Source organism: Kribbella sp. CCNWLW201 (assembly GCF_037203805.1).
Classification (GTDB): domain Bacteria; phylum Actinomycetota; class Actinomycetes; order Propionibacteriales; family Kribbellaceae; genus Kribbella.
This window is the reverse complement of the sequence record NZ_JBBCBQ010000002.1, coordinates 1-25,988: the sequence shown is the minus strand read 5'-3', so window position 1 is coordinate 25,988 and position 25,988 is coordinate 1. Positions and strand designations below refer to the sequence as shown.

Genomic DNA, 25,988 nt, shown 5'->3' with positions numbered 1-25,988 from the left:
CGGGTGGTCAGCCGTTTTCTTTAGCAAAGGTAATGAGTTAAGCTAACGATATGCCCGAAGTCGTAGCCCAGCAGGTGAAGAGTGACGTCGGGCTGGCGAGTGCCCTGAGGTCGTCCACGCTCCGGCTGTCCCGGCAGATCCGGCGACAGCGTGAGCCCGGTCACGACCTCACCGCCAACCAGCTCAGCGTGCTCGGCGCGCTGGCCAAGCACGACGCGATGACGATCGGCGAGCTGGCCGCACACGAGCAGGTCAAGCCGCCGTCGATGACGCGGATCGTGTCGAACATGGAGGAGGCGGGCCTGGTCGCCCGCCGGCCCCACCCGACCGACAAGCGCCAGATCATGGTCGAGCTGACCGGCGCCGCCGACGAGCTGATCCTGGCCAACCGCCGGCGCCGCGACGAGTGGCTGCAGACCAAACTGAAGCAACTGACCCCCGAGGAGCGCGACATTCTGCGCAAGGCAGCACCTGTTCTCGAACGCCTGGCGGCCACATGAGTCCGACCTTCGCCGCGTTCAAGGTTCGCAACTTCCGTCTCTACGCATCCGGTGCGATCGTCTCGAACGTCGGTACCTGGATGCAGCGCGTCGCCCAGGACTGGCTGGTCCTGGAGCTGACCCACTCCGGTACGGCGCTCGGTATCGTCACCGGACTCCAATTCCTGCCGGCCCTTGTACTCGGTCCGTACGCCGGACTCGTCGCCGACCGCTTCCCGAAGCGCCGGGTGCTGACGTGCACCCAGATCGCGATGGCGACCGTCGCCCTGGTGCTCGGCGGCCTCACTGTCAGCGGAATGGTCGAGCCCTGGCATGTGTACCTGCTGGCTCTGCTGTTCGGTGTCGGCACCGCCTTCGACGCCCCGGCCCGGCAGGCCTTCGTGGTCGAGATGGTCGGCCGGGACGAGCTGGCCAACGCGGTCGGGCTGAACTCGGCGTCCTTCAACGCCGCCCGGCTGCTCGGTCCGGCGCTGGCCGGTCTGCTGATCCACTGGATCGGCACCGGGCCGGTGATCATGATCAACGGTCTCACCTACGCCGCGGTCATCCTGTCGCTGCGGCTGATGCGCGTCGGTGAGCTGCACACGCCGAAGGTCGCGGCCCGGGACAAGGGGATGATTCGCGACGGGATGCGCTACCTGTGGCGCCGGCCCGATCTGATGATGGTGCTGGTCACGGTGTTCTTCGCCGGGACGTTCGGGCTGAACTTCCAGATGACGTCCGCGCTGATGGCGACCGAGGTGTTCCAGAAGGGCGCGGGGGAGTACGGCATCCTCGGCTCGATCCTGGCGATCGGCTCGCTGTCCGGTGCACTGCTGGCCGCCCGGCGGGTCCGGATCCGCGCTCGCCTGGTGATCGGCGCGGCCCTGGCGTTCGGTGTGATGGCGTTGGTCAGCGGACTGATGCCGACGTACCTGACCTACGCGATGGTGCTGCCGCTGGTCGGCCTGTCCTCGCTGACCATGCTGACCGCGGCGAACGCGACCATGCAGCTGAGCATCGAGCCGACCATGCGCGGCCGCGTGATGGCGCTGTACATGACGGTCCTGATGGGCGGTACGCCGATCGGGTCGCCGCTGATCGGCTGGGTCGGGCAGTCCTTCGGTGCCCGCTGGTCGCTGATCGCCGGCGGTGCGCTGACGATCCTCGGCACGGTCGGCTCGGTGCTGTACTTCTCCCGCCGCCGCGGCCTGTCGATCCGCCCGCGACTGCTGCCCCGCCCGCGCCTGGAGGTCCTCCCTCAAACGGAGCTCCTGGGTGAGAAGGCCGCGGTCGATGCCGCTCCACGCACCGACGTCGCGCGCGCTGAGGTCGTCGCCGTGGAGCCGGCCCCGGGCCCGGCGCAGGACCGCGGGCCACGGGTCGCCTGACCGTCCTTGTGGGTCACGCGCACAATGGGGTGTGACTCATTACGACGTGGTGATCATCGGGACCGGCTCTGGGAACACGATCGTGAACCGGCGGTTCGCCGACCAGAAGGTGGCGATCGTCGAGCGCGGCACCTTCGGCGGCACCTGCCTGAACGTGGGCTGCATCCCGACCAAGATGTTCGTGCACACCGCCGACCTGGCCGCGACCCCGTCGATCAGTTCCCGGTACGGCGTCGACGAGGAGCTGACCGGGGTCCGCTGGCAGGCCGTCCGGGACCGGATCTTCGGCCGGATCGACCCGATCGCCGCGAGTGGCTCGGAGTACCGGCATCATCACGCGGACAACGCCAACGTGACCGTGTATGACGGCACTGGCCGGTTCACCGCGACCAAGGAGCTGACCGTCGACGGCAAGGACGGCACGACCAGCGTGCTCACCGGCGATCAGTTCGTCCTCGCGACCGGCAGCCGGCCGATCGAGCCGTTCATCCCCGGTCTCGACGAGGTCGGGTACCACACCTCGAACACGATCATGCGACTCGAGGAGCTGCCGCGAAGGCTCGGCATCATCGGCAGCGGGTTCGTGGCGGCCGAGTTCGCGCACGTCTTCTCGTCGTTCGGCGTCGAGGTCACGCTGATCGCGCGGTCCGGGCTGCTGATGCGGCACGAGGACACTGACATCGCCCAGCGCTTCACCGAGATCGCTCAGGCGAAGTACGACGTACGCCTGGATCACGACACCGTCAGAGCGGTCCGGCGCGAGGACGGCTCGATCGCGCTCGAGATGCTCAGCCCGGAGGGTGTGGACGAGCTCGTGGTCGACGAGGTCCTGGTCGCCGTTGGCCGGACGCCGAACTCGGACACGATGAACCTGGAGGCCACCGGGGTCGAGGTCGACGACGAGGGCCGCGTGGTCGTCGACGAATACCAGCAGACCACCGTCGAAGGCATCTACGCGCTGGGCGACGTCACCTCACCCCACCAGCTGAAGCACGTCGCGAACCACGAGGCGCGGGTGGTGAAGCACAACCTGCTCAACCCCACCGACCGGATCAAGTCCGACCACCGCTTCGTCCCGCACGCCGTCTTCAGCTCACCGCAGATCGCCGCCGTCGGCCTCACCGAGGAGCAGGCCAAGGAACGCGGGATCCCTTATGTCGTTGGGCGTCAGCAGTACGCCGACATCGCGTACGGCTGGGCGATGGAGGACACCACCGGCTTCGCGAAGATCCTGGCCGACCCGGAGACCGGCCAGATCATCGGCTGCCACATCATCGGCCCGCAGGCGTCGTCGGTGATCCAGCCGGTCATCCAGGCGATGAGCTTCGGACTCGACGCCTACTCGATGGCCCGCGACCAGTACTGGATCCACCCGGCCATGTCCGAGCTGATCGAGAACGCCCTGCTCAAGCTAGAACTAGACCCGAAAGGCTGAGATCACCTCGCCGGCACTCTCCAAGGTGTCGAGCGAAGGCAGGCTGATCATCACCTCGGCGACACCGGCCTCGGACAGTTCGCGGAAGCGGCCGATCTGGTCGGCGATCGTGCCGGCGTTGACGGACGCGGCGTAACGGGCCGGGTCCTGGTTGCGTGGGCGCAAGCGGGAGACCAGCTCGTCCACGTCCCGGTGATCCTTGCCCACCAGGGTGGTGGACAGATGCGTGAGCTCGACCGGGCGACCCAGTTCGCGGACATAGTCGGCATGCTTGCGCACGGTCGCGACGTCCCCGAAGACGTTCACGGCGTCGGCGTACCGCGATGCCAATCGCAGTGTCCGCCGACCGCTTCCCCCGACCAGCAAGGGCAAACGCTCCTGCAGCGGCCGCGGGTAGCACGTCGTGTCCGGTACGTCGAGCACCGCGCCGTGGAACGGTTTGTTGCCTGGTCCCCATAAAACCGGGAGCAGTTGCAACGCGTCCGCCAGCAACGCGTACCGCTCCGCGACCGGCGGAAACGTCCACCCGTACGCCTTGTGCTCCGCCTCGAACCACGCGAGCCCGACGCCGCAGACGGCACGCCCACCACTGAGTACGTCGAGAGTCGCGGCGATCTTCCCCAGATGCGCGACGTTGCGATAGGTGATCCCGGAGACCAGAGTCCCCAGCCGGACCCGCGACGTACAAGCGGCCAGATATCCCAGCGTCGTCCAGCTCTCCAGGAAGTCGTCCCACGCGCGGCCGACCTGCGGGATCTGCCGGAAGTGGTCCATCACGTAGATCGCGTCGAACCCGGCTGCCTCCGCGCGTCCGGCGACCTCCCGGATCCAGCTCGCCGTCTCCGCCCGCCCGGCCTTGTGGGTATAGCTGCTCAACTGCAACCCGAACCGCAAACCCGTCGGCATCTGCGACTGCCGGGCCGCCGCCGCACCGGCATCCACGAACGCCGAGGGTACGACGCGAACCACGGCCGGCTCGAGTACGTCGTCGTACCCGTCGAGTGGCAGCTCCTTCTTCACTGCGGTCCACGACCGCAGTTGCGACGTCAGCGCGTCGGCCGGGATCCGCTTGACCCGCGAACGATTCCGCTGCCGGCATTCCGCGGCCGGCGTGTCGAAACCGACCGCGACACAAGGCATTCCGGCGTCTCGGGCCAGCCCCAGCCAGCGCAACCGCCGGTCCCGATCGAGCCCGAGTGTGTCGATCACCGTGGTCAGCCGCCGACCGATTCGTTGCCGCACCACCTCTTCCAGCAACGCGAACGCATCCGTGCTGGCGGCCAGATCGTCCTCTCCGGTCCCCACCAGCGCCCGCAGCCGGTCACTCGACACGATCAGGTCCGCAGCGAACCGCTCCGCCGCCCACGTCGACTTCCCCGAGGCTCCCGGCCCCACCAGGATCACCACACACGGCGACGGCAGTTTCAGCTCATCCACAAAAGCAGTTTCGCCCACCGATAGGATTTTGGGATGCGATTGTTCGTGGCGGTAGTGCCACCGATTGACGTAGTGGAGGATCTGAGCGAGTTCGTGGAACCGCGGCGGGAGCATCCGGATGAGGACATCCGGTGGGCCGCGGACGAGCATTGGCACATCACGCTGGCGTTCCTGGGCGAGGTGCCGGACTGGAAGACCGAGGAGTTGGGGGAGCGGCTGGAGCGGGCCGCCAAGCGGCAGAAGCCGTTCGAGTTGCAACTCAGGGGAGCGGGAGCCTTCCCCGGCGTCCCCGACGCGCGGGTGCTGTACGCCGGGGTGCGCGACGACACCGAGTCCCTCAAGCACCTTTCGATGACCACGAAGGCGGCAGCGAATCGCGCCGGCGTGACCGTGGAAGGCAGGAAGTTCACCCCGCATCTGACCCTGGCCCGGCTGCGCCGGCCGATCGATGCGACCAGGTGGGTGCGGATCTTCGACGTGTACGACGGTCCGTCCTGGACCGCCGGCAGCCTGCAACTGATCGAGTCCCGGCTCGGCGAGGGGCCTGGCCACAGTGCGGCCTACGCCACAGTGGGCGAATGGGAGTTCTTAGGTTAACCTCAGGAAGGTTAGCCGTACCTAACATTCCCGCTGGAGTCCCGCTATGCTCGCGAACTACTTGATCGGACTCCGGGAAGGCCTCGAGGCATCGCTGGTCGTCAGCATCCTCGCCACCTTCCTGGTCAAATCAGGGCACCGGGATCGGCTCAAACTGGTCTGGATCGGAGTCGGCGCCGCGGTCGCGACCGCGGTGGCGGGTTGGGCGCTGCTGCAGTTCATCACCGCGCTGACGGCCAAGTCCTTCACCACCCAGGAGACCATCGGCGGGGTGATGTCGATCCTCGCGGTCGGCTTCGTCACCTGGATGATCTTCTGGATGCGCAAGGCGTCGCGCAGTATCGCCAAGGAATTGCGCGAGCGGATGGGCCAGGCGCTCGAGGTCGGTCCGCGGGCGGTCGTCGTACTGGCCTTCCTGGCGGTCTTCCGGGAGGGCATCGAGACCGCGTTCATCGTCTACGCGTCGGCCGCCACCGCGACCACGGCGACCCCGTTCATCGGCGTACTGCTCGGCCTGGCGACCTCGGTGCTGCTCGGGTTCGCGATCTACCAGGGCGCGGTGAAGATCAACCTCGCCGTCTTCTTCAAGTGGACCGGCGCGCTGCTGATCCTGGTCGCGGCCGGCATCTTCGCCTACGGCTTCCACGACCTGCAGGAGGCGAACATCCTGCCCGGACTGCAGACCCTCGCCTTCGACATCTCCCACGTCATCGCGCCGGACAGCTGGTACGGCGTGTTGCTGAAGGGAATCTTCAACTTCAACCCGGCCCCGACCGTCATCGAGGCGATCGCCTGGGTGGCGTATCTCGTCCCCGTGCTGGTGCTCTACTTCCGCCCGCTGAAGAGCAGCACACCGCCACCCGCCGTACCAGCCAAGACCGCTGAAGAAGCGGCCTGATCCACCACTCTCACCCGTCCAGGAGAACCATGTTCACGTCCACGGCCCGACGGGTCACCGTCATCGGCGCAGTACTCGGGCTCGCCACGCTCACCGCTTGTGCCGACGACACACCGGCCGCCACCGACGACGGCACCGGCCCGGTGTCCGTCAAGGCGACCGACTCGGAGTGCGACCTCAGCCGCCGGGACGTGAAGTCCGGCACCAGTACGTTCTCCGTCTCCAACGGCGGCAGCAAGGTCACCGAGTTCTACGTGTACGCCGAGGGCGACCGGGTGATGGGTGAGGTCGAGAACATCGGCCCCGGCCTGAAGCGCGACCTGATCGTGGAGCTGCCGACCGGCAAGTACCAGGCGGTCTGCAAGCCCGGCATGGTCGGTGACGGCATCCGCGGCGACCTGACCGTCACCGGCGACGCGCCCGCGCAGGTCGACGAGGACACTCTGCTCAAGCAGGCCACCGAGAGCTACCAGCGATACGTGAACTCGCAGGCGGTCGCGCTGGAGCAGAAGACCACCGAGTTCGTCGCCGCGGTCAAGGCCGGTGACGTGGCCAAGGCCAAGGCGCTGTTCCCGGTGTCGCGGACGTACTGGGAGCGGATCGAGCCGGTCGCGGAGTCGTTCGGCGACCTGGACCCGAAGATCGACGCCCGCGAGAACGACGTCGAGCCGGGCACCGAGTGGACCGGCTACCACCGGATCGAGAAGGCCCTCTGGGTCTCGAACAGCACCGTGGGCATGGACAAGTACGCCGACCAGCTGCTGGTCGACGTGAAGACGGTCGTGGCCAAGGCCAAGGTGGTGAAGCTCAACCCGCTCCAGCTCGCCAACGGCGCCAAGGAACTCCTCGACGAGGTTGCCACCGGCAAGATCACCGGTGAGGAGGACCGCTACTCGCACACCGACCTGTACGACTTCGACGCCAACGTCGAAGGCTCGCAGGCCGCGATCCAGGCCCTTCGCCCGGCCCTGCAGAAGCGTGACGCCGCCCTCGTCACCACGCTGGACACGAACTTCAAGGCAGTCTTCGCCGCGCTGGACAAGTACCGCGTCGGCGACGGCTTCAAGCCCTACGTGGTGACCGAGGCCGAGAAGAAGGAACTCGGCCGGGTCGTGGACGGTCTGGCCGAGCCGGTCAGCAAGGTTGCCGGAGTGATCGCGAAGAAATGAGCGAGCGTAGGGGAATCTCCCGCCGCGGCCTGTTCGGGGCCGCCGGCGCGGCTGTGGCCACGGGCGTCGCGGGGTACGCCGCTCATTCGGTGTTGGCCGGCGAGGAGTCGCAGGCGGCCGACACGACCGGTCCGGTCGAGTTCCACGGTGAGCACCAGGCCGGGATCATCACCCCGGTCCAGGACCGGCTGCACTTCGCCGCGTTCGACGTCACCACGACGAAACGTGCCGACCTCGTCGCGCTGCTGAAGGAGTGGACCGCGGCCGCGGCCCTTCTCACCGCGGGCCGCGACATCGGCCAGTACGGCGCGGTCAACGGACCGGGCGAAGCGCCGCCGGAGGACACCGGTGAAGCGGTCGGCCTGCCGCCGGCCCGGCTGACGCTGACCATCGGGTTCGGTCCATCGCTGTTCGACAAGCGCTTCGGCCTGGCTGGGCGCCGGCCCAAGGCCCTGGTGGATCTGCCGCACTTCATCGCCGACGACCTGGACCCGAACCGGTCCGGCGGCGACATCGCCGTACAGGCCTGCTCGGACGACCCGCAGGTCGCCGTGCACGCGATCCGCAACCTGGCCCGGATCGGCTTCGGCCGGGTCGCGGTCCGCTACTCCCAGCTCGGCTTCGGGCGTACGTCGTCCACGTCGAAGGCGCAGACGACACCGCGGAACCTGTTCGGCTTCAAGGACGGCACGAACAACCTGAAGCTCGAGGACACGGCCAAACTCGAGCAGCAGCTCTGGGTGCAGCCCGAAGACGGCCCGGACTGGATGGTCGGCGGCTCCTATCTGGTGTCCCGGCGGATCCGGATGAACATCGAGATCTGGGACCGTACGTCGCTCGGCGAACAGGAAACCATCATCGGCCGGGGCAAGGGCACCGGGGCGCCGCTGGGCAAGGCGGACGAGTTCGACGCGATCGACTTCGAGGCGAAGAGCTCCGACGGTGAGTTGAAGATCCCGACCGAAGCCCACATCCGGCTGGCGCATCCGTCGTTCAACAACGGCGCCGAACTGCTCCGCCGCGGCTACAACTTCGTCGACGGCTCGGACGGCCTCGGCCGCCTCGACGCGGGCCTGTTCTTCCTTGCCTACCAGCGGGATCCGCGCAAGCAGTTCATCCCGATCCAGAACCAGCTGGCGAAGTCCGACGTACTGAACGAGTACATCGTCCACGTCGGTTCCGGCATCTTCGCCTGCCCCGCCGGCGTCACCGCCGGCTCCTACTGGGGCGAGAAGTTGTTCGCCTGAACCGCCGGTTGACTACATTGTGGCGGTGAGCAACCAACAGCCCTACGGTCAGCCGCAGTACGGTCCGCAGTTCGGGGGTTACCCGCCTCCTCCGCCGCCGCGGAAGAGCAAGGCCGGACTGATCGTCTTCTGCTTGGTGGTCGCGCTGGTCGTCATCGGCAGCGGGATCTTCGTGGTCAGCCGGTTCAGCGGCGGCTCGGACGACACTGCAGGCGGTGCGAGCACGCCGGTGGCAGTCGAGCCGGCGACCCAGGCTCCGACGCAACCGCCGAGCACCGGTGGCAGTCCCAGCGCACCGCCGAGCCGGCCGGCCAACCCGTCAGCGCCGCCGCCCGCGCCGTGCAACGGCTGCTTCCCCGGCATCACGGTGAACGGCGCCCTCCGGCAGCTCAAGGCTAAGGGCTTCGCCTGCAAGGAGGACCGGGTTCTCGGGATCGAGTGCGTCAAGGGCAAGCTGGAAGTCGGCATCGACCGTGACTACACCCTGAAGAACTACATCGAGAACATCGACGTGGGCGGACGGGCGGGCGGCAAGGGGGACTACCCCCAGGGCCCGCGAGAGGCGTTCGCGACGCTGAACGCCGGCCTACCGGGTGTGCTGCCGATCTTCATCGCCGACGCGTCGATCCGGCAGCAGATCGTCACGTTCACCGCCAGGAACGCCGGTCACGCGGACAACGGGCCCAGCACAGTGAGAGATGGCAAGGCCGGAAACTACCGGCTCTCCTGTCACGGGGTGTCCGGAGCCACCGTCGGCAAGGGCGGCAAGAGCGCCTCCAGTTACTCCACGTCGGTCAACATCTACGGGCCGTCGGCGTACTGAGCCTCCCACTCCTTGCCTATGCCTTTGAGTAGTGGGGGATAGACGAAGACATAGCGGAACGGCAGGATCGCGGCCATGTAGAGCCGGCCGAGCAGGCCATTGGGTTTGACCAGGACGGCCATCTGACCGCGGTAGCCGCCGGTGCCGTCCTGGACCCAGGTCAGGTGCATGACGGCGTGACAGGTCTTGTTCGACATCTCGGCCGCGAACTCGTCCTTGGTCAGGAAGACCGAGCTGAACGGAAGGCGGTCGAACGTCGGGCCGGCCGGGCCTTCACGGAGGTCGTCGGGCAAGCGGTCGCGCAACGTGGCGACCCGCTTGCCGACCTTCGAGTCGGGGCTGTCCCAGCCGAGCAGTTCGCCGAGTTTCCAGCGGATCGCGAACAGGGTCCTAGCGATCCACGACGGGTTCTCGCTGGTATCACCGCCCGACACCATCCGCACGAGTTTCGGGAAGTCATCCGGACCGCCGGGAGTCGGCAAGGCCCAGACATCCTCCACAGTGAAGTCCTGAGCGATCTCGTGGATCCGCCAGGGTGGGTCCGTGTAAGCGGAATTCGGTAGCTTCATTGCTTTCCTTCCGTAAGCCCAAGCACACCGGCAACCGCCCGAACGGCATAGCGCTCGTCATGCGGCGTCTGCCCAGCCAGGGCGATCACAGTGCCTTCGAGCGCCCCGACAAAGGCACTCGCAACGACCTTGGCCGGCGCTCCGGAACTGATTGCTCCGGTACGGCGGCCGGCCTTGACCAACCCGGCGACCAAGGTGACCAACTGCTCGTAGTTCTCTTCGATCTGATTGCCGACCGGGTGGTCCTGACCGGAGAACTCCAGCCGCAGAGCGACCGCCACCCGGGCGATGTCGCGCCGGCAGAACACGGCGTGCCGACGGGCCAGCGTCAACAGGGCCTGCACAGGGTCGGACTCCTGGCGGATCGCTTCGCCGACCTCTTGGTCCCAGGTCTCGATGACCCACTCGCGGACCGCCAGCGTGAGGTCCTCCTTGTTCTTGAACAGGTGATAGAGCGCGCCGCGGGTGTAGCCGGCGTCCGTGGCGACCTGCTCCAGGGCGAGGTTGCCGTAGCCGTAGCGGGACAGTCCCCGGGCGGCGGACTCGAGGATGGCTGCCCGGGTCCGCGCTCGTCGCTCGGCTTGCGTCGTACGCATCCATCCTCCTTCGGAAACCTACGTACATGAATGTATGTAAGTGGGCACTGGAGGCGCAACGTGAGGATGGCAACACAAAAGGGCCCTCCGATTGGAGGGCCCTTTTGGTCGTGCGGTCTTACTTGACGGCGCCTGCGGTGACGCCGGCGACGAAGTGGCGTTGGGCCAGCAGGAAGCCGATGACCACCGGGATGCTGACCACCAGCGCGGCGGCCATGATCTGGTTCCAGTACACGTTGGTCTGGGTCGAGTACTGGCGCAGGCCGACCGATAGCGTCCGGTTCGCCTCCGTTGTCATCACCGATGCGAACAGCACCTCACCCCACGCGGTCATGAACGAGTAGATCGCGACCGCGATGACACCCGGCCTGGCGGCGGGCAGCACCACCCGGGCCAGCGCGCCCATCGGTCCGCACCCGTCCACCAGCGCGGCCTCGTCCAGCTCCCGCGGGATGCTGTCGAAGTACCCGGCCAGCATCCAGATCGAGAACGGCAGGCTGAACGTCAGATAGGTGATGATCAACCCCAGCCGCGTCCCGACCAGCTGCACCCCGATCGAGTTGTTGATGTTCACGAAGATCAGGAACAACGGCAGCAGGAACAGCACCCCGGGGAACATCTGCGTCGACAGCACCGTGGTGGTGAACACCGTCCGGCCGCGGAACCGGAACCGCGACACCGCGAACGCGGCCAGGATCGCGATCGCGACCGAGAACACCGTCGCGACCACCGAGACGATCGTGCTGTTCACGAAGTACCGGGCCAGCGGCACCGTCTTCCACATGTCGAAGAACGGCGCCAGCGTCAGGTTCGACGGCCACCAGGTGAACGCGCCCTGCACGTCCTTCAGCGGTTTCAGCGACGACGTGATCATCACGTACAGCGGGACCAGCACGAACAGGCCGAGCACGGCCAGTACGACGCCCCGGTAGATCTTGAAGCCCCTGGTCTCACGCACGACGCGACCTCCTTCCGGTGACGAACAGGTAGATGCCGGTGACGATCATCAGGAAGATCAGCAACAGCACGGACATCGCCGCACCGGAGCCGAAGTTCCAGGTCAGGAACGACGCGTTGTAGATGTGGAAGGTGATCAGGTCACCCGCCGGCGGCTGCGCCGTACCGAACAGGACGTACGGCGTGTTGAAGTCGCTGAACGTCCACAGGAACAGCACCAGTACGAGCACCAGGTTGACCGGCCGCAGCGACGGCAGCGTGATGTTGCGCCACTGGCGCAGGTTGCCGGCGCCGTCCACCGAGGCGGCCTCGTAGACGTCGCGCGGGATGCTCTGCAGCCCGGCCATCAGGGTGAGGAACGCGAACGTCCACAGCTTCCACACCGCGACCGTGATCAGCGACACCAGCGCGTTCCCGCCGATCAGCCAGAACGGCCGGTCCGAGGCGAGCCCGAGGTTGTCGACCAGGATGTGGTTCACGACGCCGGTGTCGCGCTGCAGCATGAAGTTCCAGGTCAGGATCCCCGCGTACGCCGGTAGCGCGTAAGGCACCAGGAACAGCGTCCGGACCCAGCTGCGGCCGCGGAACGGCGGCTGCAACGCGACCGCGGCGGCCATCCCGAGCGCCCAGGAGAGCGCGACCGTGATCAGTGAGAAGGCGATGGTGACGCCGAAGGACTTCAGCAGCCCCTCGCCGACGGCGTTGTCGAAGTCGACCGCCACCTTGTAGTTGCCGAACCCGGCCCAGGGTGCGGCGGACCAGTTCGCGATGTAGAACTTGGTCAGTTTCACGAAGCTCATCCAGATCCCGACCAGCATCGGGATGATGTGGATGAGCAGTTCCAGCAGCACTGCCGGAGCCAGCAGCAGGTACGGGAGCCACCGGCTCAGACCGGGCCGATGCTCCGGGCCGCGCTTGGCCTTGGCCGGCTTCGCCATGGCTTCCGTCGAGGCCTCGTTCGTGGCGACGGACATCCTGTGGGTCGCCTCCTGTCTTCGGATCGCAGTGGTCGGCTGACACGAGCGTTGCGTCCGAAGATGTGTGGCCTATAGCCCACACATCTTCGGACGCAAGAGCTGCTTGCGTCAGCTACTCGCGGCCACTTGATCCTCGGCCGTCTTGAGGGCCGTCTTCACGTCCTCGGCGGTGACCGTCCCGCCGGTGGCGATCTTGGCGAACATCGTGTTCATCGCCTTGCCCACGGTGCTCTCGAACTGGTCCTCGGCCGGCACCAGGGGCAGCGGCTTGGACTTGGTGTTGTAGATGTCGGAGAACGTCGCGGCCTCTTCGGCGTTGTCGGTGAAGACCGGCTTGGCGTCTTTCAGCACCGGCAGCGAGGCGAACGGCTTGCCCAGCGTCGTCTGCGTGGTCGCGTCCGTCATGTACTTCACGAACTTCAGCGCCGCGTCCTTGTTCTTGGTGTTCTTGAAGACCGACAGGTTGATCCCGGCCACGTGGCTCGCGGTCTGGTTGGCCGCGCCCTGCGGTGCGGGGAACGGCACCACGCCGTACTCGCTGCTCTTCATCCCGTTGGCGGCGATGGAGGAGTCGGCGTTGTTCTGGTTGATGATCATCGCGACCTTCTTGGTGGCGAAGTCGTTCACCGACTTGGTGCCGTTGTCGTACTGCGCGTTCGACGGGTTGGCGACCTTGTCCTTCTGCATCAGGTCGAGGTACCGCAGGACTCCCTGCACGTTGCCGTCACCGGTGAAGGTCGGCTTGCCGTCCTTGTCGAACCAGTCGGCGCCGTTCTGCGCGGCGTTGATGAACGCGAAGTGCACGTTCTCGGTGTAGCTGCCGGCCGCGAGTGCCATCCCGTACTGGTTCTTCGCCGGGTTGGTCAGCTTCTTGGCCGCGGCGACCATCTCTTCCCAGGTCTTCGGCGGCTGCAGCCCGGCCGCGGCGAACATCGCCTTGTTGTAGTACATCCCGTACGCCAGGCCGTAGAGCGGGACCGAGGTCGGGTCGGTGCCTTCCTTGCCGCCGGTCGCCAGAGCCGTCGGCACGAACTTGTCCTTGCCGCCGATCGCGGTCATCGCGTCACCGTCGAACGGCAGGAACGCGTCGGTCGCCTGCAGCGACGCGGCCCAGGTGTTGCCGATGTTGACCACGTCCGGCGCCTGGCCGGAGGTGATCGCGGTCTGGATCCTGGTCTGCAGGTCGTTCCAGCCGATCACCTCGAGGTTGACCTTGATGCCGGTTTCCTGGGTGAACTTCTGCAGGACCGGCGTCAGCACCTCCTTGTCGTTGTCCAGGCTGGTGCCCTGGTTGCTGGCCCAGTAGGTCAGCGTCTGGTCTCCACCCGAGCTACCGCCGGAGGAATCGCCCGAGTCGCTGCCACCGCAGGCGGCCAGGCTGATTCCCAGGGCGGACACCGCTGCTGCGGCTACAAGCGAACGCAGTCTCACGTCGGACTCCCTCGTCCCGTCGAGCCTCCGCGGACCTGCGGAGGCGGATCGGCCCCATACTGACCTAACCGGTTAAGTTTCGAAACCCTAACCGGTTCAGTAGGCACTGGTTCGTTATTGCCTCGTGATGTCCCCAACCTTCACCGGCGGTCAGGCAAGCGCAATCCGACACACTCCGGAATCAGTCGATTTCACAGAGTTCTGACGGAGCGCCTCTCCAGCGTCCGTCTCGAGCGGATCGGGGTTTTCAGCGTTTGGGTGCGGGTCCCGACGACTCCCGGGCGTGCAGCTCGCCGGCCGGGGCTTCCTCGTGCAGGTCGGTCTCGCCGCCCGCGACGCGCAGCAGCAGGTCGGCCGCGGCCCGGCCGCGTTCCATCGTCTTCTGGTCGATGGCGGTGATCCCCGGGCGGGCCAGCTCGCACAGCGGCGAGTCGTCCCAGGCGAGGATCGACACCTCGTCGGGTACGGCGGTGCCGTGGTCCATCGCGACCCGGAGCGCGGCCACCGCCATCAGGTCGTTGCCGAGCACGATCGCGGTCGGCGGGTTCGGGTCGGTCAGGAGTCGGCGGGTCAGTTCGGCGCCGTCGTCGTACCGGTAGCTGCCCTCGCTGTGCCGGACGGTCATCCCGCGCTGGGCGGCTCCCTCGGCCAGCATCCGCACCCGCAGCTGCTCGTGGACGAAGGTGAACGGCCCGCTGATGTGGGCGATGTCGCGGTGCCCGAGCTCGGCCAGGTGGTCGAGCAGCAGCGTCACCGTCTCGACCGGCGAGCTGATCAGCCGGCCGACGTGGTCGTCGGGGTCGTTGGAGCTGACCACCACGCACGGCATCCCGAGCTCGTTGAGCAGCGTGATCCGCGGGTCGTCGTCGTGCTCGTCGAACAGGATGAACCCGTCGACCCGCCCCTGCCGGGACCATCGCCGCAGTACGTCGAGATCCTCGCCGTGCTCGCCGGTCAGCCGCAGCAGCAGTGACGAGTCGACCTCGTTCAGGTACTGCTCGATGCCGACCAGGGTGCGCATGTAGAACGCTTCGGTCGAGATCAGCGCGGGGTCGCGGGCGATCACGATGCCGATCGTGCGGGTCCGGCTGGCCGAGAGTGCGACGGCGGCCGAGTTCGGGTGGAAGCCGAGTTCCTCGGCCAGGTCGAGGACCCGCTGCCGGGTCTCCTCGCTGACCCCGGCCCGGCCGTTCAGTGCATACGACACCGAGGCCTTGGAGATGTGCAGATGGCGTGCGAGATCGCTGATCGTGACTCGCCGGCGGCCGCCACCGCTCGCCGGACCGTCGTCGGGGCTGTCCCCGCCGGCCAAGGATCCGGGTGTCGTCATGTCTGCCTGGTACCCCGCACAGCCGAGAGAGTAGCAGCGAGTTTTCGGGGGTAGCGCCTGCCCGATGGTTTGGATAGCGTTTTCCCATGACGCCTGGTGAACCGTTGAGACTGGATTTCCTGCCGTGGGAGTACGCGCGCGTCGCGTCCGACGAGGAGCGTGAGCGCCAGATCCAACGGCAGCAGCGGCTCGGCGGGTCGCTGTCCCTGGCGGATGATGTGTACGTCGCTGAGTCGGCGGCCGTGTACTGCGACGAGCTGCGGATGGGGGAGCGGTCCTACATCGCGGCGCACGCGTACGTGACCGGGCACATCACGCTCGGGTCGGACACGACGATCAACCCGTTCTCGGCGGTCCGCGGGCGGGTCGCCATCGGCGACGGGGTCCGGATCGGCGCGCACACGTCGTTGCTCGCGTTCAACCACGGGACCGCGCCCGGTGAGCCGATCTTCCGCCAGCGGCACACGTCGCTGGGTATCACCATCGGCGACGACGTCTGGATCGGCTCGAACGTGACCGTCCTGGACGGCGTGACCATCGGTCCGCACTCGATCATCGGCGCCGGCGCCGTGGTCACCAAGGATGTTCCGGCCGACAGCATTGCCGCCGGCAATCCGGCGCGGGTCCTGAGGTCGCGCTCCTCAGCCCGCCCGGTTGGCGATCTGTCCCAGCGCCTCGCTGCATTCACCGCCAAGGCCCGGGAGCAGGCGGACGACGTACTGCGTCGATGCTGGGACGGCGAGCGATTCGTCGACCGCCCCGGACTCGATCACGAACCGGCCATCCGCCCGTGGTGCGACGCCGTCGAGATCGCGGACGTACTGCTTCGTCGTACCCCTGAGGGTCACACCCGTGACGACCTCGTCCGTCGGCTTCGTTATCGCCAGGATCCCGAGACCGGACTGGTCTCACCGGGAGACCTCGCCGACGTCGGTCTGGATGTGCCGGCGACTGACAAGCTGTCCGTGCTGGAAGGACCGGCCAGCTATCACATCCTCTGTGTCGGCTATGCCCTCCAGGTCCTGGACAGTTGCTTCGAGCATCCGATCCGGACCGACTTCGCTCCGGGTGAGCTCGAGCGTCAGCTCGACAACTTGCCTTGGGCAAGGCACGCGTGGTCGGCCGGTTCCGGAATCGATGCCCTCGGCACCGCTCTGGCCCGGAACCTCAAAGATCACAGGGAATCCGGCCCGCTGGAGACGCTGATGGGCTGGCTCGTGACTCGCGCCGACTCCGCGTCGGGCATGTGGGGCCAGCCGCATCCGGATGACGGGTGGTTGCAGGTCGTCAACGGTTTCTACCGGCTGACTCGTGGCACTTACGCGCAATTCGGTTTGCCACTGCCGTATCCGGAACAGGCCGTCAAGACGGTGCTTGCTCACAGCAACGACAAGCGGATGTTCAGTGGCGACGGCTACAACGCGTGCAACGTGCTGGACGTGATCCATCCGCTCTGGCTGGCCGGCAAACAGACCGACGTGGGCCGGGCCGACGGCACTCAGTGGGCCGAGGATCAGCTCAGCCGGATCCTGGACCGCTGGGTCGACGGAGAGGGCTTCGCCTTCGCGCCGGACGGTGCCGACGATCGGTCCATCCCCGGCCTGCAAGGGACCGAGATGTGGCTGAGCATCATCTGGCTGCTCTCCGACTACCTGGGTCTGTCCGACGCGGTCGGGTACCGGCCGCGCGGCGTGCACCGGCCCGAGCCGCTGGTCAGTCTTCGCTGAACCAGCCGTTGGCGTCGAGGTCCTGACCGAGGCGACCGGCATAGTGGCCGAAGAAGATCCGCGAGGACAGTTCCCGTCGGCTGGACACCCCGACCTTCTCGAAGATCGCCTTCAGATGGTCTTGGATCGTGTACGGCGACAAGTGCAGTCGCTGGGCGATTTCCGTCGTACTGGCACCGCCCAGCACCTGTTGGACAACGGTCCGTTCGCGATCGGTCAGCCCGTACGCCGCCACCACCAGCGGAATGATGTCGGCCGCTCCGGCGGTCTCGATGGTCACCGCGATGTCGGTCGTGAGCCCGTCCCGGCCGCGCACCGGTGCCGCGTTCACGGTGAGCCATTCGCCGTTCCGGGTGCGGATCCGCATCTCCGGTAGCCGGTCGGCCAGCGCCGGCACTCTCCGCGCGGCCGCCACGACCGTTGCCACCGGCAACGGGAGCCGGGACCACAGCTCACCGCCCAGCTCCTTGATCCGCTCCTCGGCCGCCTCGGTCGCCGAGATCACCCGGTCCGCGCCGTCGAGGATGAGTACGGCGGTCGCCGCCCGCTGCTGTTTCTGCCTGACCTCACCGGCGATCAGTCCGCGTCGCAGACCACGGGCCAGGATCGGTTCGAGCCGGTTCACGAAGTCGGCCTCGGCTGGTGAGAAGCCGGTCCGCCCGGAGGTCCGGTAGAGGGTGCAGACGCCCCACATCCGGTCCCCGCTCCGGATCACCCCGCGCATCTCGTGCGGGAGGTCCACCTTCGACAGGTACTCCCGGTACCGCCGGCTCCGGTCCGGTCTGCCCTCGGTCGCCTCGGCCAGGATGCTCACGGACACGGGCCGGCGAGCCAGGTCGATGTAGTGGTTGAAGTCCGGTACGCCGTACTCGTACTGGACGAACTCGTTCTCATCCGCGTGCTCCATGTCGAGCAGCACTGCCCCGGTGAGCAGATTGGTTGCGGGATCCGCCGTACCGATGCAGATGGAGTCGTGCGGGATGGCTCGCTCGAGCAGCTCGGCCGTAACCCGGCAGAAGTCGTCCCACGCCAGCCCGGCATCCGCCGCGGCCTCGAGCCCCGCGCGCGCGGACTCCGCGTGGTAAGTCTTCACGAACTCAGTGTGACCTCGGGGAGGTGCAGGCGGCATCCCAGAAATCTGGGAACGGAAGACCCCTGCCTGGTGGGATACCGGACCGTGCCTGATCGGGCCATCGTGGACGGCATGACGATCTCACCTGATCCAGCCACGGCTGCCGGCGCTTACCGTGCACTCTGACCTCTCGCAACTAGGCGACACACTCCGCGGCCGGCTATTGACGCCGGCCGACCCGGACTGGGAGCAGGTCCGACCTGCCTGGAACCTGTCCGTCGAGCAGCGACCGCTTGCAGTCGTTGAGGCCGTAGGGCCGACCGATGTCGAGCACACTGTCAGGTACGCCGCCGCACACGGCCTTAAGGTGGCTGCTCAGGCCGGCGGGCACGGCGCCACCCGCGCACTCGACGACACGATCGTCCTGCGTACGAACGCGCTGGACGACGTGTGGGTCGACTCACACGCCCGCATCGCGCGGGTGGGTGCTGGGGTCCGCTGGGGGACTCTGCAGTCCGCACTGGACGGCACTGGCTTGACTGGACTCCCGGGCTCGGGCAGCGACCTGTCCGTGGTTGGGTACTGCGTCGCTGGCGGCATGTCGTGGTTCGCGCGGCCGTACGGGTCTGGTGCGGGCAGTCTGCGTGCGGCGGAGATCGTCGACGCCGCCGGTGCCCGTCGGTGGATCGACGACTCCACGGACCCGGAGTTGATGTGGGCACTGCGTGGTGGTGGCGGCAACTTCGCGGTGATCACGTCGGTCGAGGTGGATCTGCATCAGGCTCCCGCACTGACCGGCGGACGGCTGATGTTCCCGATCGACCAGGCCGAGGCCGTCCTCACGGCGTACGGGAGGGCCACCTGTAGGGCGGCGGACCAGGTGACGCTGTGGGCGTATCTGGTCCACTACCCGCACGCGCCGTCCCTGCCGGACGCGATCCGTGGCCAGTCCTTCTGCATGGTCGATGCGATGACGCCGTACGCACCGGAAGCTCTGGACGTCGCGCTGGAACCGATCCGGGCGGCAGGTACGGCGATTGCCGACAACATCCGTCCGCTGGTGCCTAGCGACGTACCTGGAGAGATTGTCGCCCCACAGGCACTCGCGCTGGTCACCAGCACGTTCGACGAGGTAACGCCGGAGTTGATCGACACACTGCTCAAGTACGCCGGTCAGCCGTCGCTGATCTCCCAGGTGCAGTTACGGCATCTCCGGGCGAGTGATGAGGTCAGACACCCTGGTGTTGCGGCTGCTGACCCGTCTGCGCAGTACATGCTGCTGGCAGCGTCGATCGTGCCGGTGCCAGAGCTGCAGCAGTCGGCCGAACAGGCTCTGACCGCGTTGAAGGAGGCTGTGGCGCCGTGGCACGCGGGGGAGCTGCCGCCGTCGGGCCTGTCGTCCTGGAGCACGCTGCAGGAGAGCTTCACGGAGCCGGACCTCGCGCGACTGCGGGAGATCAAGCAGCGGATCGACCCGCTGGGCGTCCTGGTGGGCAACTACCCACTGGGGTGATTCGGGGGAGTTGGGGTCCACTAGCCTGATCCAGTGGACCCCCGCACCCGGCGACTCGTGACCTCGCTCGTATTGGCCGCACTCGTTGCCATGGTCGTCATCGCCGCCCTCGTCCGCTGACACTCCGGCGACTAACGTTCTGCGCCATGACCACAACCGCAGGAGCACGGTCGCCCTACCTAATGCGAGCGGGTCTGGTCCGCAACGTCCGCTCCGCCGAACACCTGACCACATTCGTGGTGTCCGGTGTGGCGACGGTCCTGATCACCCGCCTGTTCCTCGGGCTGAGCGGCTATCCGCAGATCGGCGGCAAGGGCCTGCACATCGCCCACGTCCTCCCCGGCGGCCTGCTGATGCTGGTCGCGATCTCCCTGCTCCTCGCGTACGTCGGCCCGGTCGTCCGACCCGCGGCCGCACTGATCGGCGGCGTCGGGTTCGGGCTGTTCATCGACGAGGTCGGCAAGTTCGTCACCTCGGACAACAACTACTTCTACCAACCGACCGCGGCGATCGTGTACGTCGTCTTCGTGCTGATCGTGCTCGCCACCCGGTTCCTCACCACCCGTCGGCCGATCGATCCGCGCGAGCAACTAGCCAACGTGGTCGACCATGCCGTCGAAGGAGTCGCGGGCGGGCTGTCACGCCGGCGGCTCGCGCAGGCGTCGGAACAGCTTCGCCAGGTGAGCATCGAGGTGCCCGCCCGGCACGAGACCCGCGAACTGCTGGCCGCCTGCCCGGCTGATGAGGTGGAGCTAGCCGCTCCGGTGGACGCCGCGTGGCGGGCCATGCGGCGAGGGTTCGACCGGCTGGCCACGCATCCACTCGCGCCTCGGGTCGCGGTCGCCGTACTGGTCATCCAAGCGATCGGTGCGCCCGCCATCGCGGCCGGGATCCGGTTCGACGACGGGTTGGTCGCGGACTTCCCGGTGCTCGGGGTGGCTGCCGGGAGCTTGCTGTCGGCATCGTTCACGCTGCGCGGCGGGTTGCAGTTGCGGAAGAAGAACAGGGCTCGTGCGGTCCGGTTGTTCGAGCTGGCGGTGCTCGTGTCGTTGCTGGTCACGCAGGTCTTCCAGTTCGCCGGTACGCAGTTCGCGGCGGTGTTCGGGATGCTGCTCGACCTGGTGCTGCTGGGACTCCTGAGTGCGGAGCGGGATCGGATGATCCGCAAGGAGACCGAGGCGACGAAGGCTAAGACGTGGGGGCTGCCACCGGATCCGAACCGGCCGCCGTTCCCCGAGGACCCGTCGGATCCGGTGTGACCTTCCAGTTCTCGTGGCGCCCGATCAGCAGCGGTGACATGGTCGCGACGAAGTAGACCGCGCCGGCTGCGAGCAGTGCGGGTGCCAAGCCGATCCCTGCGATCGCGGCACCGGCCACGACTCCACCGAGCGGTACGCCGGTCCAGCAGACCGCGTCGGCCAACGAGTTGACCCGGCCGAGCAGGTGGCGGGGGATCCGTTCGATGAACAGGGCACCCAGGACGGGGTTGATGAACCCGGCTCCGATGCCTCCGGCGGCGTACACAGCCATCACAGCCCAGACGGGTGCGTCGAACGCCATCACCACGAAGCGCGGCGCACCACAGATCAGGAACGCGAGAGTGAAGACCAGCTTCCGCGGGATGCGGTCACCGACGGCCGACGCGACCAGCGCGAACAGCGTGGCGGTCACCCCGAACGACGTGAGGATCAGGCTGGTGTGTCCAGGGCCGAAGCCGTGGTCCTTGATCCAGACAGGCAGCAGTACGGCGCCGATGGCCGCGTCGAGCAGGTTCGTCACCGCGATCATCATGACGAGCGGCATCATCAGCTTGTCCTTGCGGAGGAATCGCCACCCGTCGAGCAAGCGCTCCTTGTAGCTCCCTTCGTCAGGCTCCTGCGTCTTCTGGTGCTGCTTGGGGATCCAGCGTGCGATGAGGACCGCGCAGACACCGAACGATGCCGCGTCGACCCACAGCGCGTTGACCTCGCCGACGAGGGTGATGAGCGCGCCGGCGATGGCGAACGCGATGAACCCGGCCAGTCGCTCGGTAGTGCTCTCCAGGCCAGTCACGCGTTCCAGCGGGACGTTGGCGGCCTTCGCGATGTCGGGGATGAGCGTGCCCTTGGCCGCGTCGCCCGGTCCGCGGAGTGCTCCGGCGATTGCGACCAGCGCCAGCAGCATCGGGAAAGACAGAGCGTTGAGGGTGTGCAGCAAGGGGATCAGCGCGACCACACCAGTGCTGGCGGTGTCGGCAAGCACACTGATCCGACGTGGCCCAACACGGTCGATCAGCGGCCCCCCGACTGCCTTGACGACCACAAGTGGCGCCATCTCCGCGAGCGCCACCACACCTGTCTTGAACGGCGACCCAGTCGTCATCAGCACAAACCACGGGATCGCGATGGCACTAACCCGAGTCCCACAAATCGAAACCACATTGGCCACCAAAAACGCCACCAACGGCCCCCGCTCACCCCTCACCGCCGTACCCACCTCACCCACCCGCCTCACCTCTCACACCCCACCGACCCACACCTGCCCGCCCGCCTGCCCCGCCGCCCGTCCGCTTGCCGCCCGTCCTGCCTCCTCGACCGCTTGCCCTTCGCCCCGCCCACTGGGAGCTCATGCCTCCCCGCGCACCGAGGGCTCCTGCCCCAAGCGCCGTACCTCGGCTTAGCGCGTCTCGCGCGGATATGCCTGGATCTGGACCGACACCTGCTCGGCACCCTCGGGAAGGGGAGCAGTGAGGTCCGGCGCCATGTACTTCTCCAGCACCGCCATGACCTCCGCCAACATCGTCGCCAGCTCCTCCGGCCTGAGGTGGAAGATGAAGTCCGACAGCATGCTCGCGTCCCGCCACTCCGGCGGCAGCGTCTCCATCGAGTCGATGAAGCCGAACATGTTCTCCGCGTACGTCTGCCCGATCCCGTGCAGGAAGCCCATGGCCAGCTCCGGCTCCTGGTCGAGCATCTCGGCGGTGTTGAACTCCGTCCCCTGGTGGGCCGACTTCCACCACCGGTCCCGCGCGTTCCCACGCGTGTCGTCCTCCAGGACCAGTCCTGCGTCGGCCAACTGCCTCAGGTGGTAGCTGGTGGCGCCGGTGTTCACCCCCAGCCGGCCGGCCAGGGTGGTAGCCGTCTGCGGCCCGTACATCCGCAGCAACCCGAGCATCCGGTTCCGCATCGGATGCGCCAGTGCCCGCAGCAGATGCCGATCCAGCTGAACCGTCTTCCCGCCGATCGATTCACTCTCGACGGGTGCGTCGGGCGTGGTCGGCGCATCGGGCGTGTCATCGCTCATGCCTCTGAGCCTAGAACTGCAAAGGCTGTTTGCAAAGAGAGTTTGCAAACAGATTCTGCAGTCGGCTGTCCACAGCCTGCGAATCGGTGCTCGGCGAGGGGCGGGATCGCGGCATCTTCTCTGTCGAGAACGGGACCGGACAGGGCCGCCGTGGCCGCGGACCGTACGACGAAACGGAGAGAACGACCCATGTTGCGAGTGATGCTCGAGGACGCCGACTACTGCGACGTCCCAGCCGACCTGATGACGTTCGAGGAGGAGGCGGTGGTGTTCTGGCGCGAGGGCGAAGAGGTCGGCCGGCACCGCCAGGCGCGGATCCGGTCGCTGGAGCTGCTGGACACCCGCTCGATGACCCGCAAGATCAAGGCCGCCCGCAAGAACCACCCCAACGCCTTCCGGATCTGGTCCCCGGAGGAGCAGCAGACCCTCACCGACCTCTATCGCAACGGCGCCACCAAGGACGAGCTCGTCGAGGCCTTGGGCCGCCAACCAGGCGGTATCGCCACCCGCCTCCGCTCCCTGGGCCTCCTCAAAGAAGACGAAAAACTCGAATGACCCACCGCACACCCCCGGCCAACCTGTGGTTTGGAACAGCCGGTTTCGGACGGGTTGTGTTGGCGGGTGATGGGTGGGGTTGGGTGAGTGCTGTGCGGGGTTGGGCGAGACCGTTTTGTGATCGGGATGAGGGGAGGGAGACAATGGCGCGATGCAGGCAGACGTGGGTCCGGAGCGGAGTTCCGGCGAGCCGGGCGCAGGTTCCGGCGCGGAGTCCGGAGCGAGCGACGTGATCCGGGCAGCTCTGCTGGACCCGACCAGCCTCGTCCGCGCGGTCGCTTCCGGCCGCCGCCGCGGTTTCGAACCACCGCACTACCAGCGCGTCGACCTCCGGTACATCGACCTCAAGGACGTCCGTCACCTGCAGATCACCGAGTACGACGAACGCCAGGCCCACACCCGCAATGTCGCCGTCCCGGAGGTGGAGAAAGCGGTCGACGAACTGCTCGACCTGCCGTACGGGACGTGGCACGTCGAGACGACGACCGAGACGCTGCGGCTGCGCTACACGAAGAAGGGCAAGGAGCTGCTCCACCGGCAGGCGGACAGCCGGGAGCAGGAGACCAGCCACGACCGGGTGAAGCAGCGCGTGCTCGACCCGGCCGCGCCGTTCCTGAGCGAGCTCGGGATCAGTGACCACCACGGCCGGGTGAAGCCGTCCCGGCAGGCGAAGTACAAGCAGATCGAGGAGTTCTGCAAACTGCTCGCCCCGGCCCTGGACGAGGCGATCGCGGCGGGCCGGATCGCGACCGGCAGGCCGCTCCAGGTGGTCGACCTAGGTTGCGGGAACGCTTACCTGACCCTCGCCGCCTACCACCTCCTGACCGCGGCCGGGCACGACGTGCGCATGACCGGCATCGACCACAACCCCGCGGCCCGCAAGCGCAACACCCGGGTGGTGGCGGCGCTCGGCTGGCAGGACCACCTGCGGTTCGTCGACGCGACCATCCAGGCGGCGGAGCTCGACGTCCAGCCGGACGTCGTACTCGCATTGCACGCCTGCGACACCGCGACCGACGACGCGCTCGCCCGGGCGGTCGGCTGGGCGGCTCCGCTCGTGCTCGCAGCGCCGTGCTGTCATCACGACATCCAAAAGCAGCTCAAGAGCGTCACACCACCGGCGCCTTATGCGCTGATGACCAGATATGGCATCGTTCGTGAGCGGTTCGCCGACGTCCTGACCGATACTCTCCGGGCGGCGGTACTGCGACAGGTCGGATACCGGGTGGAGGTCGTGCAGTTCGTGGACAGTCAGCACACTCCGCGCAACCTCCTGCTCCGCGCCGCCCGGACCGGCGCCCCGCCCAGCCCCGATCTCCAGACCGAGTACCGGACGCTGATCAACGACTGGCACGTCACTCCCCGCCTCGCCCAGCTCCTCCTGACGGACAGCCACGAGGCGGTCTCGTGATGCGGCTTCAGGCTGGTCTCGCCCTGGCAGCGGCCGGATTCTTCAGCTTGGCCGGTACGGCGCTCCCGGCCGGTGCGTCGGCCCCCGCGGCGCAGTCCGTCCCTGCGGCATCGCAGGCCGCTGTGCAGGTGCCGATGGCGGATCCGACGCCGGCGGTGAAGAAGCTGTTCACGATCCGCGACGACCGGGTTGACCAGTCCTTCGGGATGGCCAAGGCCTACAAGTACGAGGGCATCTACTGGACGGTGAACGACTCCGGTGCGAACCCTCGCGTCTTCGGCGTCGACACGACCGGCAAGGTCAGGATGGCGCTCAGCTTCAAGGCGGAGGTCCGCGATATCGAGGCGATCGCCGTGGACCGCGATGGAACGATCTACATCGCCGACATCGGTGACAACAAGGCCACCCGGGACATGATCGAGATCTACACGATCCCGGAGCCCGACCAGCTCGGCGACGCGGACAACGTGCCCTACCACCGGTACGACTTCACCTATCCGGACGGCGCCCACGACGCCGAGACGCTGCTGGTGGAGCCCGAGACCAACCAGCTGTTCATCGTGACGAAGTCCACGAAGGGCGGCGCGATCTACGCGGCACCGCCGTCCCCGTCCCGCGAGGGCACGAACAAGCTCACCAAGCTCGCCGCCGCCCCACCCGGCAACTTCACCGACGGCACGTTCCTCCCGGACGGTCAGCGAGTGGTGCTGCGGACGCACACCGGCGTCTCCACCATCGCCTGGGGCGAGACCCCGACCCTGGCCGCGAGCGCCAACGTGTCTTCGGCGCAGGGCGAATCGATCGCCGTCGGTCAGGCAAACGACACGGTGCTGGTCGGCAGCTCGGACGCCGCCGTCTACCAGGTCCCGGTCCCGGCCAAGCGGGCCGCGGCCACCCCGCCCGCCGCCTCCGCGACGCCGAAGCCGGCCACCGGCGCCGAGTCGAGCACCGAGCCGGCGAAGAGCCACAACCTCCGCTGGATCCTCATCGGCGCCGCCGCCTTCGCCCTGATCATCACCATCATCACCTTCCCCCCAGGCCGCCGCGAACGCCTCGACCGCATGGCCGAAAACGCCCGCCTAACCGGCCAAT

At 67.5% G+C, this 25,988-nt stretch carries 24 protein-coding genes; 14 read left to right on the top strand and 10 right to left on the bottom strand.

Annotated features, from left to right (window positions below; all coding sequences use genetic code 11):
* Positions 1 to 50: 50 nt before the first annotated feature.
* Genes V9K99_RS09800 through V9K99_RS09790 form a run of 3 tightly spaced genes read left to right on the top strand, consistent with a single transcriptional unit; the run spans position 51 to position 3,305 of the window.
* Positions 51 to 500 carry a MarR family winged helix-turn-helix transcriptional regulator gene (locus V9K99_RS09800; RefSeq protein ID WP_337003323.1) on the top strand — a complete coding sequence of 150 codons (450 nt, stop codon included), beginning with the start codon at positions 51 to 53 and terminating at the stop codon, positions 498 to 500.
* Complete coding sequence (locus tag V9K99_RS09795; protein WP_337003321.1) at positions 497 to 1,870, top strand: MFS transporter; 1,374 nt, start codon at positions 497 to 499, stop codon at positions 1,868 to 1,870. The genes V9K99_RS09800 and V9K99_RS09795 overlap by 4 nt, the downstream gene beginning before the upstream one ends.
* 31 nt (positions 1,871 to 1,901) lie before the next feature.
* Positions 1,902 to 3,305 (top strand): mycothione reductase, encoded by a 1,404-nt coding sequence (locus V9K99_RS09790; RefSeq protein WP_337003319.1) that lies wholly within the window; start codon positions 1,902 to 1,904, stop codon positions 3,303 to 3,305.
* Here the strand turns inward: V9K99_RS09790 and V9K99_RS09785 are convergent.
* Positions 3,288 to 4,742: an LLM class flavin-dependent oxidoreductase gene (locus V9K99_RS09785; protein ID WP_337003317.1), complete on the bottom strand. Its 1,455-nt coding sequence runs from the start codon at positions 4,740 to 4,742 to the stop codon at positions 3,288 to 3,290. The two genes, V9K99_RS09790 and V9K99_RS09785, sit on opposite strands and share 18 nt — an antisense overlap.
* A 33-nt stretch (positions 4,743 to 4,775) precedes the next feature.
* On the opposite strand from V9K99_RS09785, the gene thpR reads away from it, so the two are divergent.
* Genes thpR through V9K99_RS09760 form a run of 5 tightly spaced genes read left to right on the top strand, consistent with a single transcriptional unit; the run spans position 4,776 to position 9,476 of the window.
* Positions 4,776 to 5,339: an RNA 2',3'-cyclic phosphodiesterase gene (thpR, locus tag V9K99_RS09780; RefSeq protein ID WP_337003315.1), complete on the top strand. Its 564-nt coding sequence runs from the start codon at positions 4,776 to 4,778 to the stop codon at positions 5,337 to 5,339.
* A gap of 46 nt (positions 5,340 to 5,385) precedes the next feature.
* Positions 5,386 to 6,237, top strand: coding sequence for an iron uptake transporter permease EfeU (gene efeU, locus V9K99_RS09775; protein ID WP_337003313.1), 852 nt, complete (start codon positions 5,386 to 5,388; stop codon positions 6,235 to 6,237).
* 29 nt (positions 6,238 to 6,266) lie between these two features.
* Complete coding sequence (gene efeO / locus V9K99_RS09770) at positions 6,267 to 7,406, top strand: iron uptake system protein EfeO (RefSeq protein ID WP_337003311.1); 1,140 nt, start codon at positions 6,267 to 6,269, stop codon at positions 7,404 to 7,406.
* Positions 7,403 to 8,653 carry an iron uptake transporter deferrochelatase/peroxidase subunit gene (efeB, locus tag V9K99_RS09765; RefSeq protein WP_337003309.1) on the top strand — a complete coding sequence of 417 codons (1,251 nt, stop codon included), beginning with the start codon at positions 7,403 to 7,405 and terminating at the stop codon, positions 8,651 to 8,653. Before efeO ends, efeB begins: the two co-directional genes overlap by 4 nt.
* Positions 8,654 to 8,678: 25 nt before the next feature.
* The gene (locus V9K99_RS09760) at positions 8,679 to 9,476 is read left to right on the top strand and encodes a hypothetical protein (protein ID WP_337003307.1); all 798 of its coding nucleotides are present in this window, start codon (positions 8,679 to 8,681) and stop codon (positions 9,474 to 9,476) included.
* On the opposite strand, the gene V9K99_RS09755 is transcribed toward V9K99_RS09760, so the two are convergent.
* From V9K99_RS09755 to V9K99_RS09730, 6 genes are all read right to left on the bottom strand, one after another.
* Positions 9,455 to 10,045 (bottom strand): DUF2867 domain-containing protein, encoded by a 591-nt coding sequence (locus tag V9K99_RS09755; protein ID WP_337003305.1) that lies wholly within the window; start codon positions 10,043 to 10,045, stop codon positions 9,455 to 9,457. The genes V9K99_RS09760 and V9K99_RS09755 overlap by 22 nt on opposite strands.
* Entirely contained in the window at positions 10,042 to 10,641 is a 600-nt protein-coding gene (locus V9K99_RS09750; RefSeq protein WP_337003302.1) for a TetR/AcrR family transcriptional regulator, read from the bottom strand. The genes V9K99_RS09755 and V9K99_RS09750 overlap by 4 nt, the downstream gene beginning before the upstream one ends.
* Before the next feature lie 118 nt (positions 10,642 to 10,759).
* Positions 10,760 to 11,599, bottom strand: coding sequence for a carbohydrate ABC transporter permease (locus V9K99_RS09745; protein WP_337003300.1), 840 nt, complete (start codon positions 11,597 to 11,599; stop codon positions 10,760 to 10,762).
* The gene (locus V9K99_RS09740) at positions 11,592 to 12,572 is read right to left on the bottom strand and encodes a carbohydrate ABC transporter permease (RefSeq protein WP_337003298.1); all 981 of its coding nucleotides are present in this window, start codon (positions 12,570 to 12,572) and stop codon (positions 11,592 to 11,594) included. Before V9K99_RS09740 ends, V9K99_RS09745 begins: the two co-directional genes overlap by 8 nt.
* Before the next feature lie 111 nt (positions 12,573 to 12,683).
* A complete protein-coding gene (locus V9K99_RS09735) occupies positions 12,684 to 14,006 on the bottom strand; it encodes an ABC transporter substrate-binding protein (RefSeq protein WP_337003296.1) in 1,323 nt (440 codons plus the stop codon).
* Positions 14,007 to 14,253: 247 nt separating this feature from the next.
* Positions 14,254 to 15,336, bottom strand: coding sequence for a LacI family DNA-binding transcriptional regulator (locus V9K99_RS09730; RefSeq protein ID WP_337003294.1), 1,083 nt, complete (start codon positions 15,334 to 15,336; stop codon positions 14,254 to 14,256).
* 86 nt (positions 15,337 to 15,422) lie between these two features.
* Here V9K99_RS09730 and V9K99_RS09725 point away from each other — a divergent pair, with 86 nt between their 5' ends.
* Complete coding sequence (locus tag V9K99_RS09725; protein ID WP_337003292.1) at positions 15,423 to 17,063, top strand: acyltransferase; 1,641 nt, start codon at positions 15,423 to 15,425, stop codon at positions 17,061 to 17,063.
* Here the strand turns inward: V9K99_RS09725 and V9K99_RS09720 are convergent.
* The gene (locus tag V9K99_RS09720; RefSeq protein ID WP_337003290.1) at positions 17,050 to 18,156 is read right to left on the bottom strand and encodes a helix-turn-helix transcriptional regulator; all 1,107 of its coding nucleotides are present in this window, start codon (positions 18,154 to 18,156) and stop codon (positions 17,050 to 17,052) included. The genes V9K99_RS09725 and V9K99_RS09720 overlap by 14 nt on opposite strands.
* Positions 18,157 to 18,310: 154 nt before the next feature.
* Here V9K99_RS09720 and V9K99_RS09715 point away from each other — a divergent pair, with 154 nt between their 5' ends.
* Positions 18,311 to 19,648 carry an FAD-binding oxidoreductase gene (locus V9K99_RS09715; protein WP_337003288.1) on the top strand — a complete coding sequence of 446 codons (1,338 nt, stop codon included), beginning with the start codon at positions 18,311 to 18,313 and terminating at the stop codon, positions 19,646 to 19,648.
* 146 nt (positions 19,649 to 19,794) lie between these two features.
* Complete coding sequence (locus V9K99_RS09710) at positions 19,795 to 20,907, top strand: hypothetical protein (protein WP_337003286.1); 1,113 nt, start codon at positions 19,795 to 19,797, stop codon at positions 20,905 to 20,907.
* On the opposite strand, the gene V9K99_RS09705 is transcribed toward V9K99_RS09710, so the two are convergent.
* Positions 20,837 to 22,087 carry an MFS transporter gene (locus V9K99_RS09705; RefSeq protein WP_337003284.1) on the bottom strand — a complete coding sequence of 417 codons (1,251 nt, stop codon included), beginning with the start codon at positions 22,085 to 22,087 and terminating at the stop codon, positions 20,837 to 20,839. The two genes, V9K99_RS09710 and V9K99_RS09705, sit on opposite strands and share 71 nt — an antisense overlap.
* Before the next feature lie 216 nt (positions 22,088 to 22,303).
* On the bottom strand, positions 22,304 to 22,930 hold the full coding sequence (locus V9K99_RS09700) for an ArsR/SmtB family transcription factor (RefSeq protein WP_337003282.1): 627 nt from the start codon (positions 22,928 to 22,930) through the stop codon (positions 22,304 to 22,306).
* A 189-nt stretch (positions 22,931 to 23,119) separates the two neighbouring features.
* On the opposite strand from V9K99_RS09700, the gene V9K99_RS09695 reads away from it, so the two are divergent.
* The 3 genes from V9K99_RS09695 to V9K99_RS09685 all read left to right on the top strand — a co-directional run.
* A complete protein-coding gene (locus V9K99_RS09695; RefSeq protein WP_337003280.1) occupies positions 23,120 to 23,485 on the top strand; it encodes a hypothetical protein in 366 nt (121 codons plus the stop codon).
* A gap of 151 nt (positions 23,486 to 23,636) precedes the next feature.
* Positions 23,637 to 24,896 carry a class I SAM-dependent methyltransferase gene (locus V9K99_RS09690; protein WP_337003278.1) on the top strand — a complete coding sequence of 420 codons (1,260 nt, stop codon included), beginning with the start codon at positions 23,637 to 23,639 and terminating at the stop codon, positions 24,894 to 24,896.
* Positions 24,896 to 25,988 (top strand): hypothetical protein (locus V9K99_RS09685; RefSeq protein WP_337336386.1); only part of this gene is annotated, 1,093 nt, incomplete at its 3' end. The genes V9K99_RS09690 and V9K99_RS09685, both read left to right, overlap by 1 nt.

What these genes read in the sequence shown, in the direction of transcription:
- V9K99_RS09800 (WP_337003323.1), top strand. Translation starts at nt 51, where the DNA reads ATGCCCGAAGTCGTAGCCCAGCAGGTGAAGAGTGACGTCGGGCTGGCG.
- V9K99_RS09795 (WP_337003321.1), top strand. Translation starts at nt 497, where the DNA reads ATGAGTCCGACCTTCGCCGCGTTCAAGGTTCGCAACTTCCGTCTCTAC.
- thpR (WP_337003315.1), top strand. Translation starts at nt 4,776, where the DNA reads ATGCGATTGTTCGTGGCGGTAGTGCCACCGATTGACGTAGTGGAGGAT.
- efeU (WP_337003313.1), top strand. Translation starts at nt 5,386, where the DNA reads ATGCTCGCGAACTACTTGATCGGACTCCGGGAAGGCCTCGAGGCATCG.
- efeO (WP_337003311.1), top strand. Translation starts at nt 6,267, where the DNA reads ATGTTCACGTCCACGGCCCGACGGGTCACCGTCATCGGCGCAGTACTC.
- efeB (WP_337003309.1), top strand. Translation starts at nt 7,403, where the DNA reads ATGAGCGAGCGTAGGGGAATCTCCCGCCGCGGCCTGTTCGGGGCCGCC.
- V9K99_RS09755 (WP_337003305.1), bottom strand. Translation starts at nt 10,045, where the DNA reads ATGAAGCTACCGAATTCCGCTTACACGGACCCACCCTGGCGGATCCAC.
- V9K99_RS09750 (WP_337003302.1), bottom strand. Translation starts at nt 10,641, where the DNA reads ATGCGTACGACGCAAGCCGAGCGACGAGCGCGGACCCGGGCAGCCATC.
- V9K99_RS09740 (WP_337003298.1), bottom strand. Translation starts at nt 12,572, where the DNA reads ATGTCCGTCGCCACGAACGAGGCCTCGACGGAAGCCATGGCGAAGCCG.
- V9K99_RS09730 (WP_337003294.1), bottom strand. Translation starts at nt 15,336, where the DNA reads ATGACGACACCCGGATCCTTGGCCGGCGGGGACAGCCCCGACGACGGT.
- V9K99_RS09725 (WP_337003292.1), top strand. Translation starts at nt 15,423, where the DNA reads ATGACGCCTGGTGAACCGTTGAGACTGGATTTCCTGCCGTGGGAGTAC.
- V9K99_RS09710 (WP_337003286.1), top strand. Translation starts at nt 19,795, where the DNA reads ATGACCACAACCGCAGGAGCACGGTCGCCCTACCTAATGCGAGCGGGT.
- V9K99_RS09700 (WP_337003282.1), bottom strand. Translation starts at nt 22,930, where the DNA reads ATGAGCGATGACACGCCCGATGCGCCGACCACGCCCGACGCACCCGTC.
- V9K99_RS09695 (WP_337003280.1), top strand. Translation starts at nt 23,120, where the DNA reads ATGTTGCGAGTGATGCTCGAGGACGCCGACTACTGCGACGTCCCAGCC.
- V9K99_RS09690 (WP_337003278.1), top strand. Translation starts at nt 23,637, where the DNA reads ATGCAGGCAGACGTGGGTCCGGAGCGGAGTTCCGGCGAGCCGGGCGCA.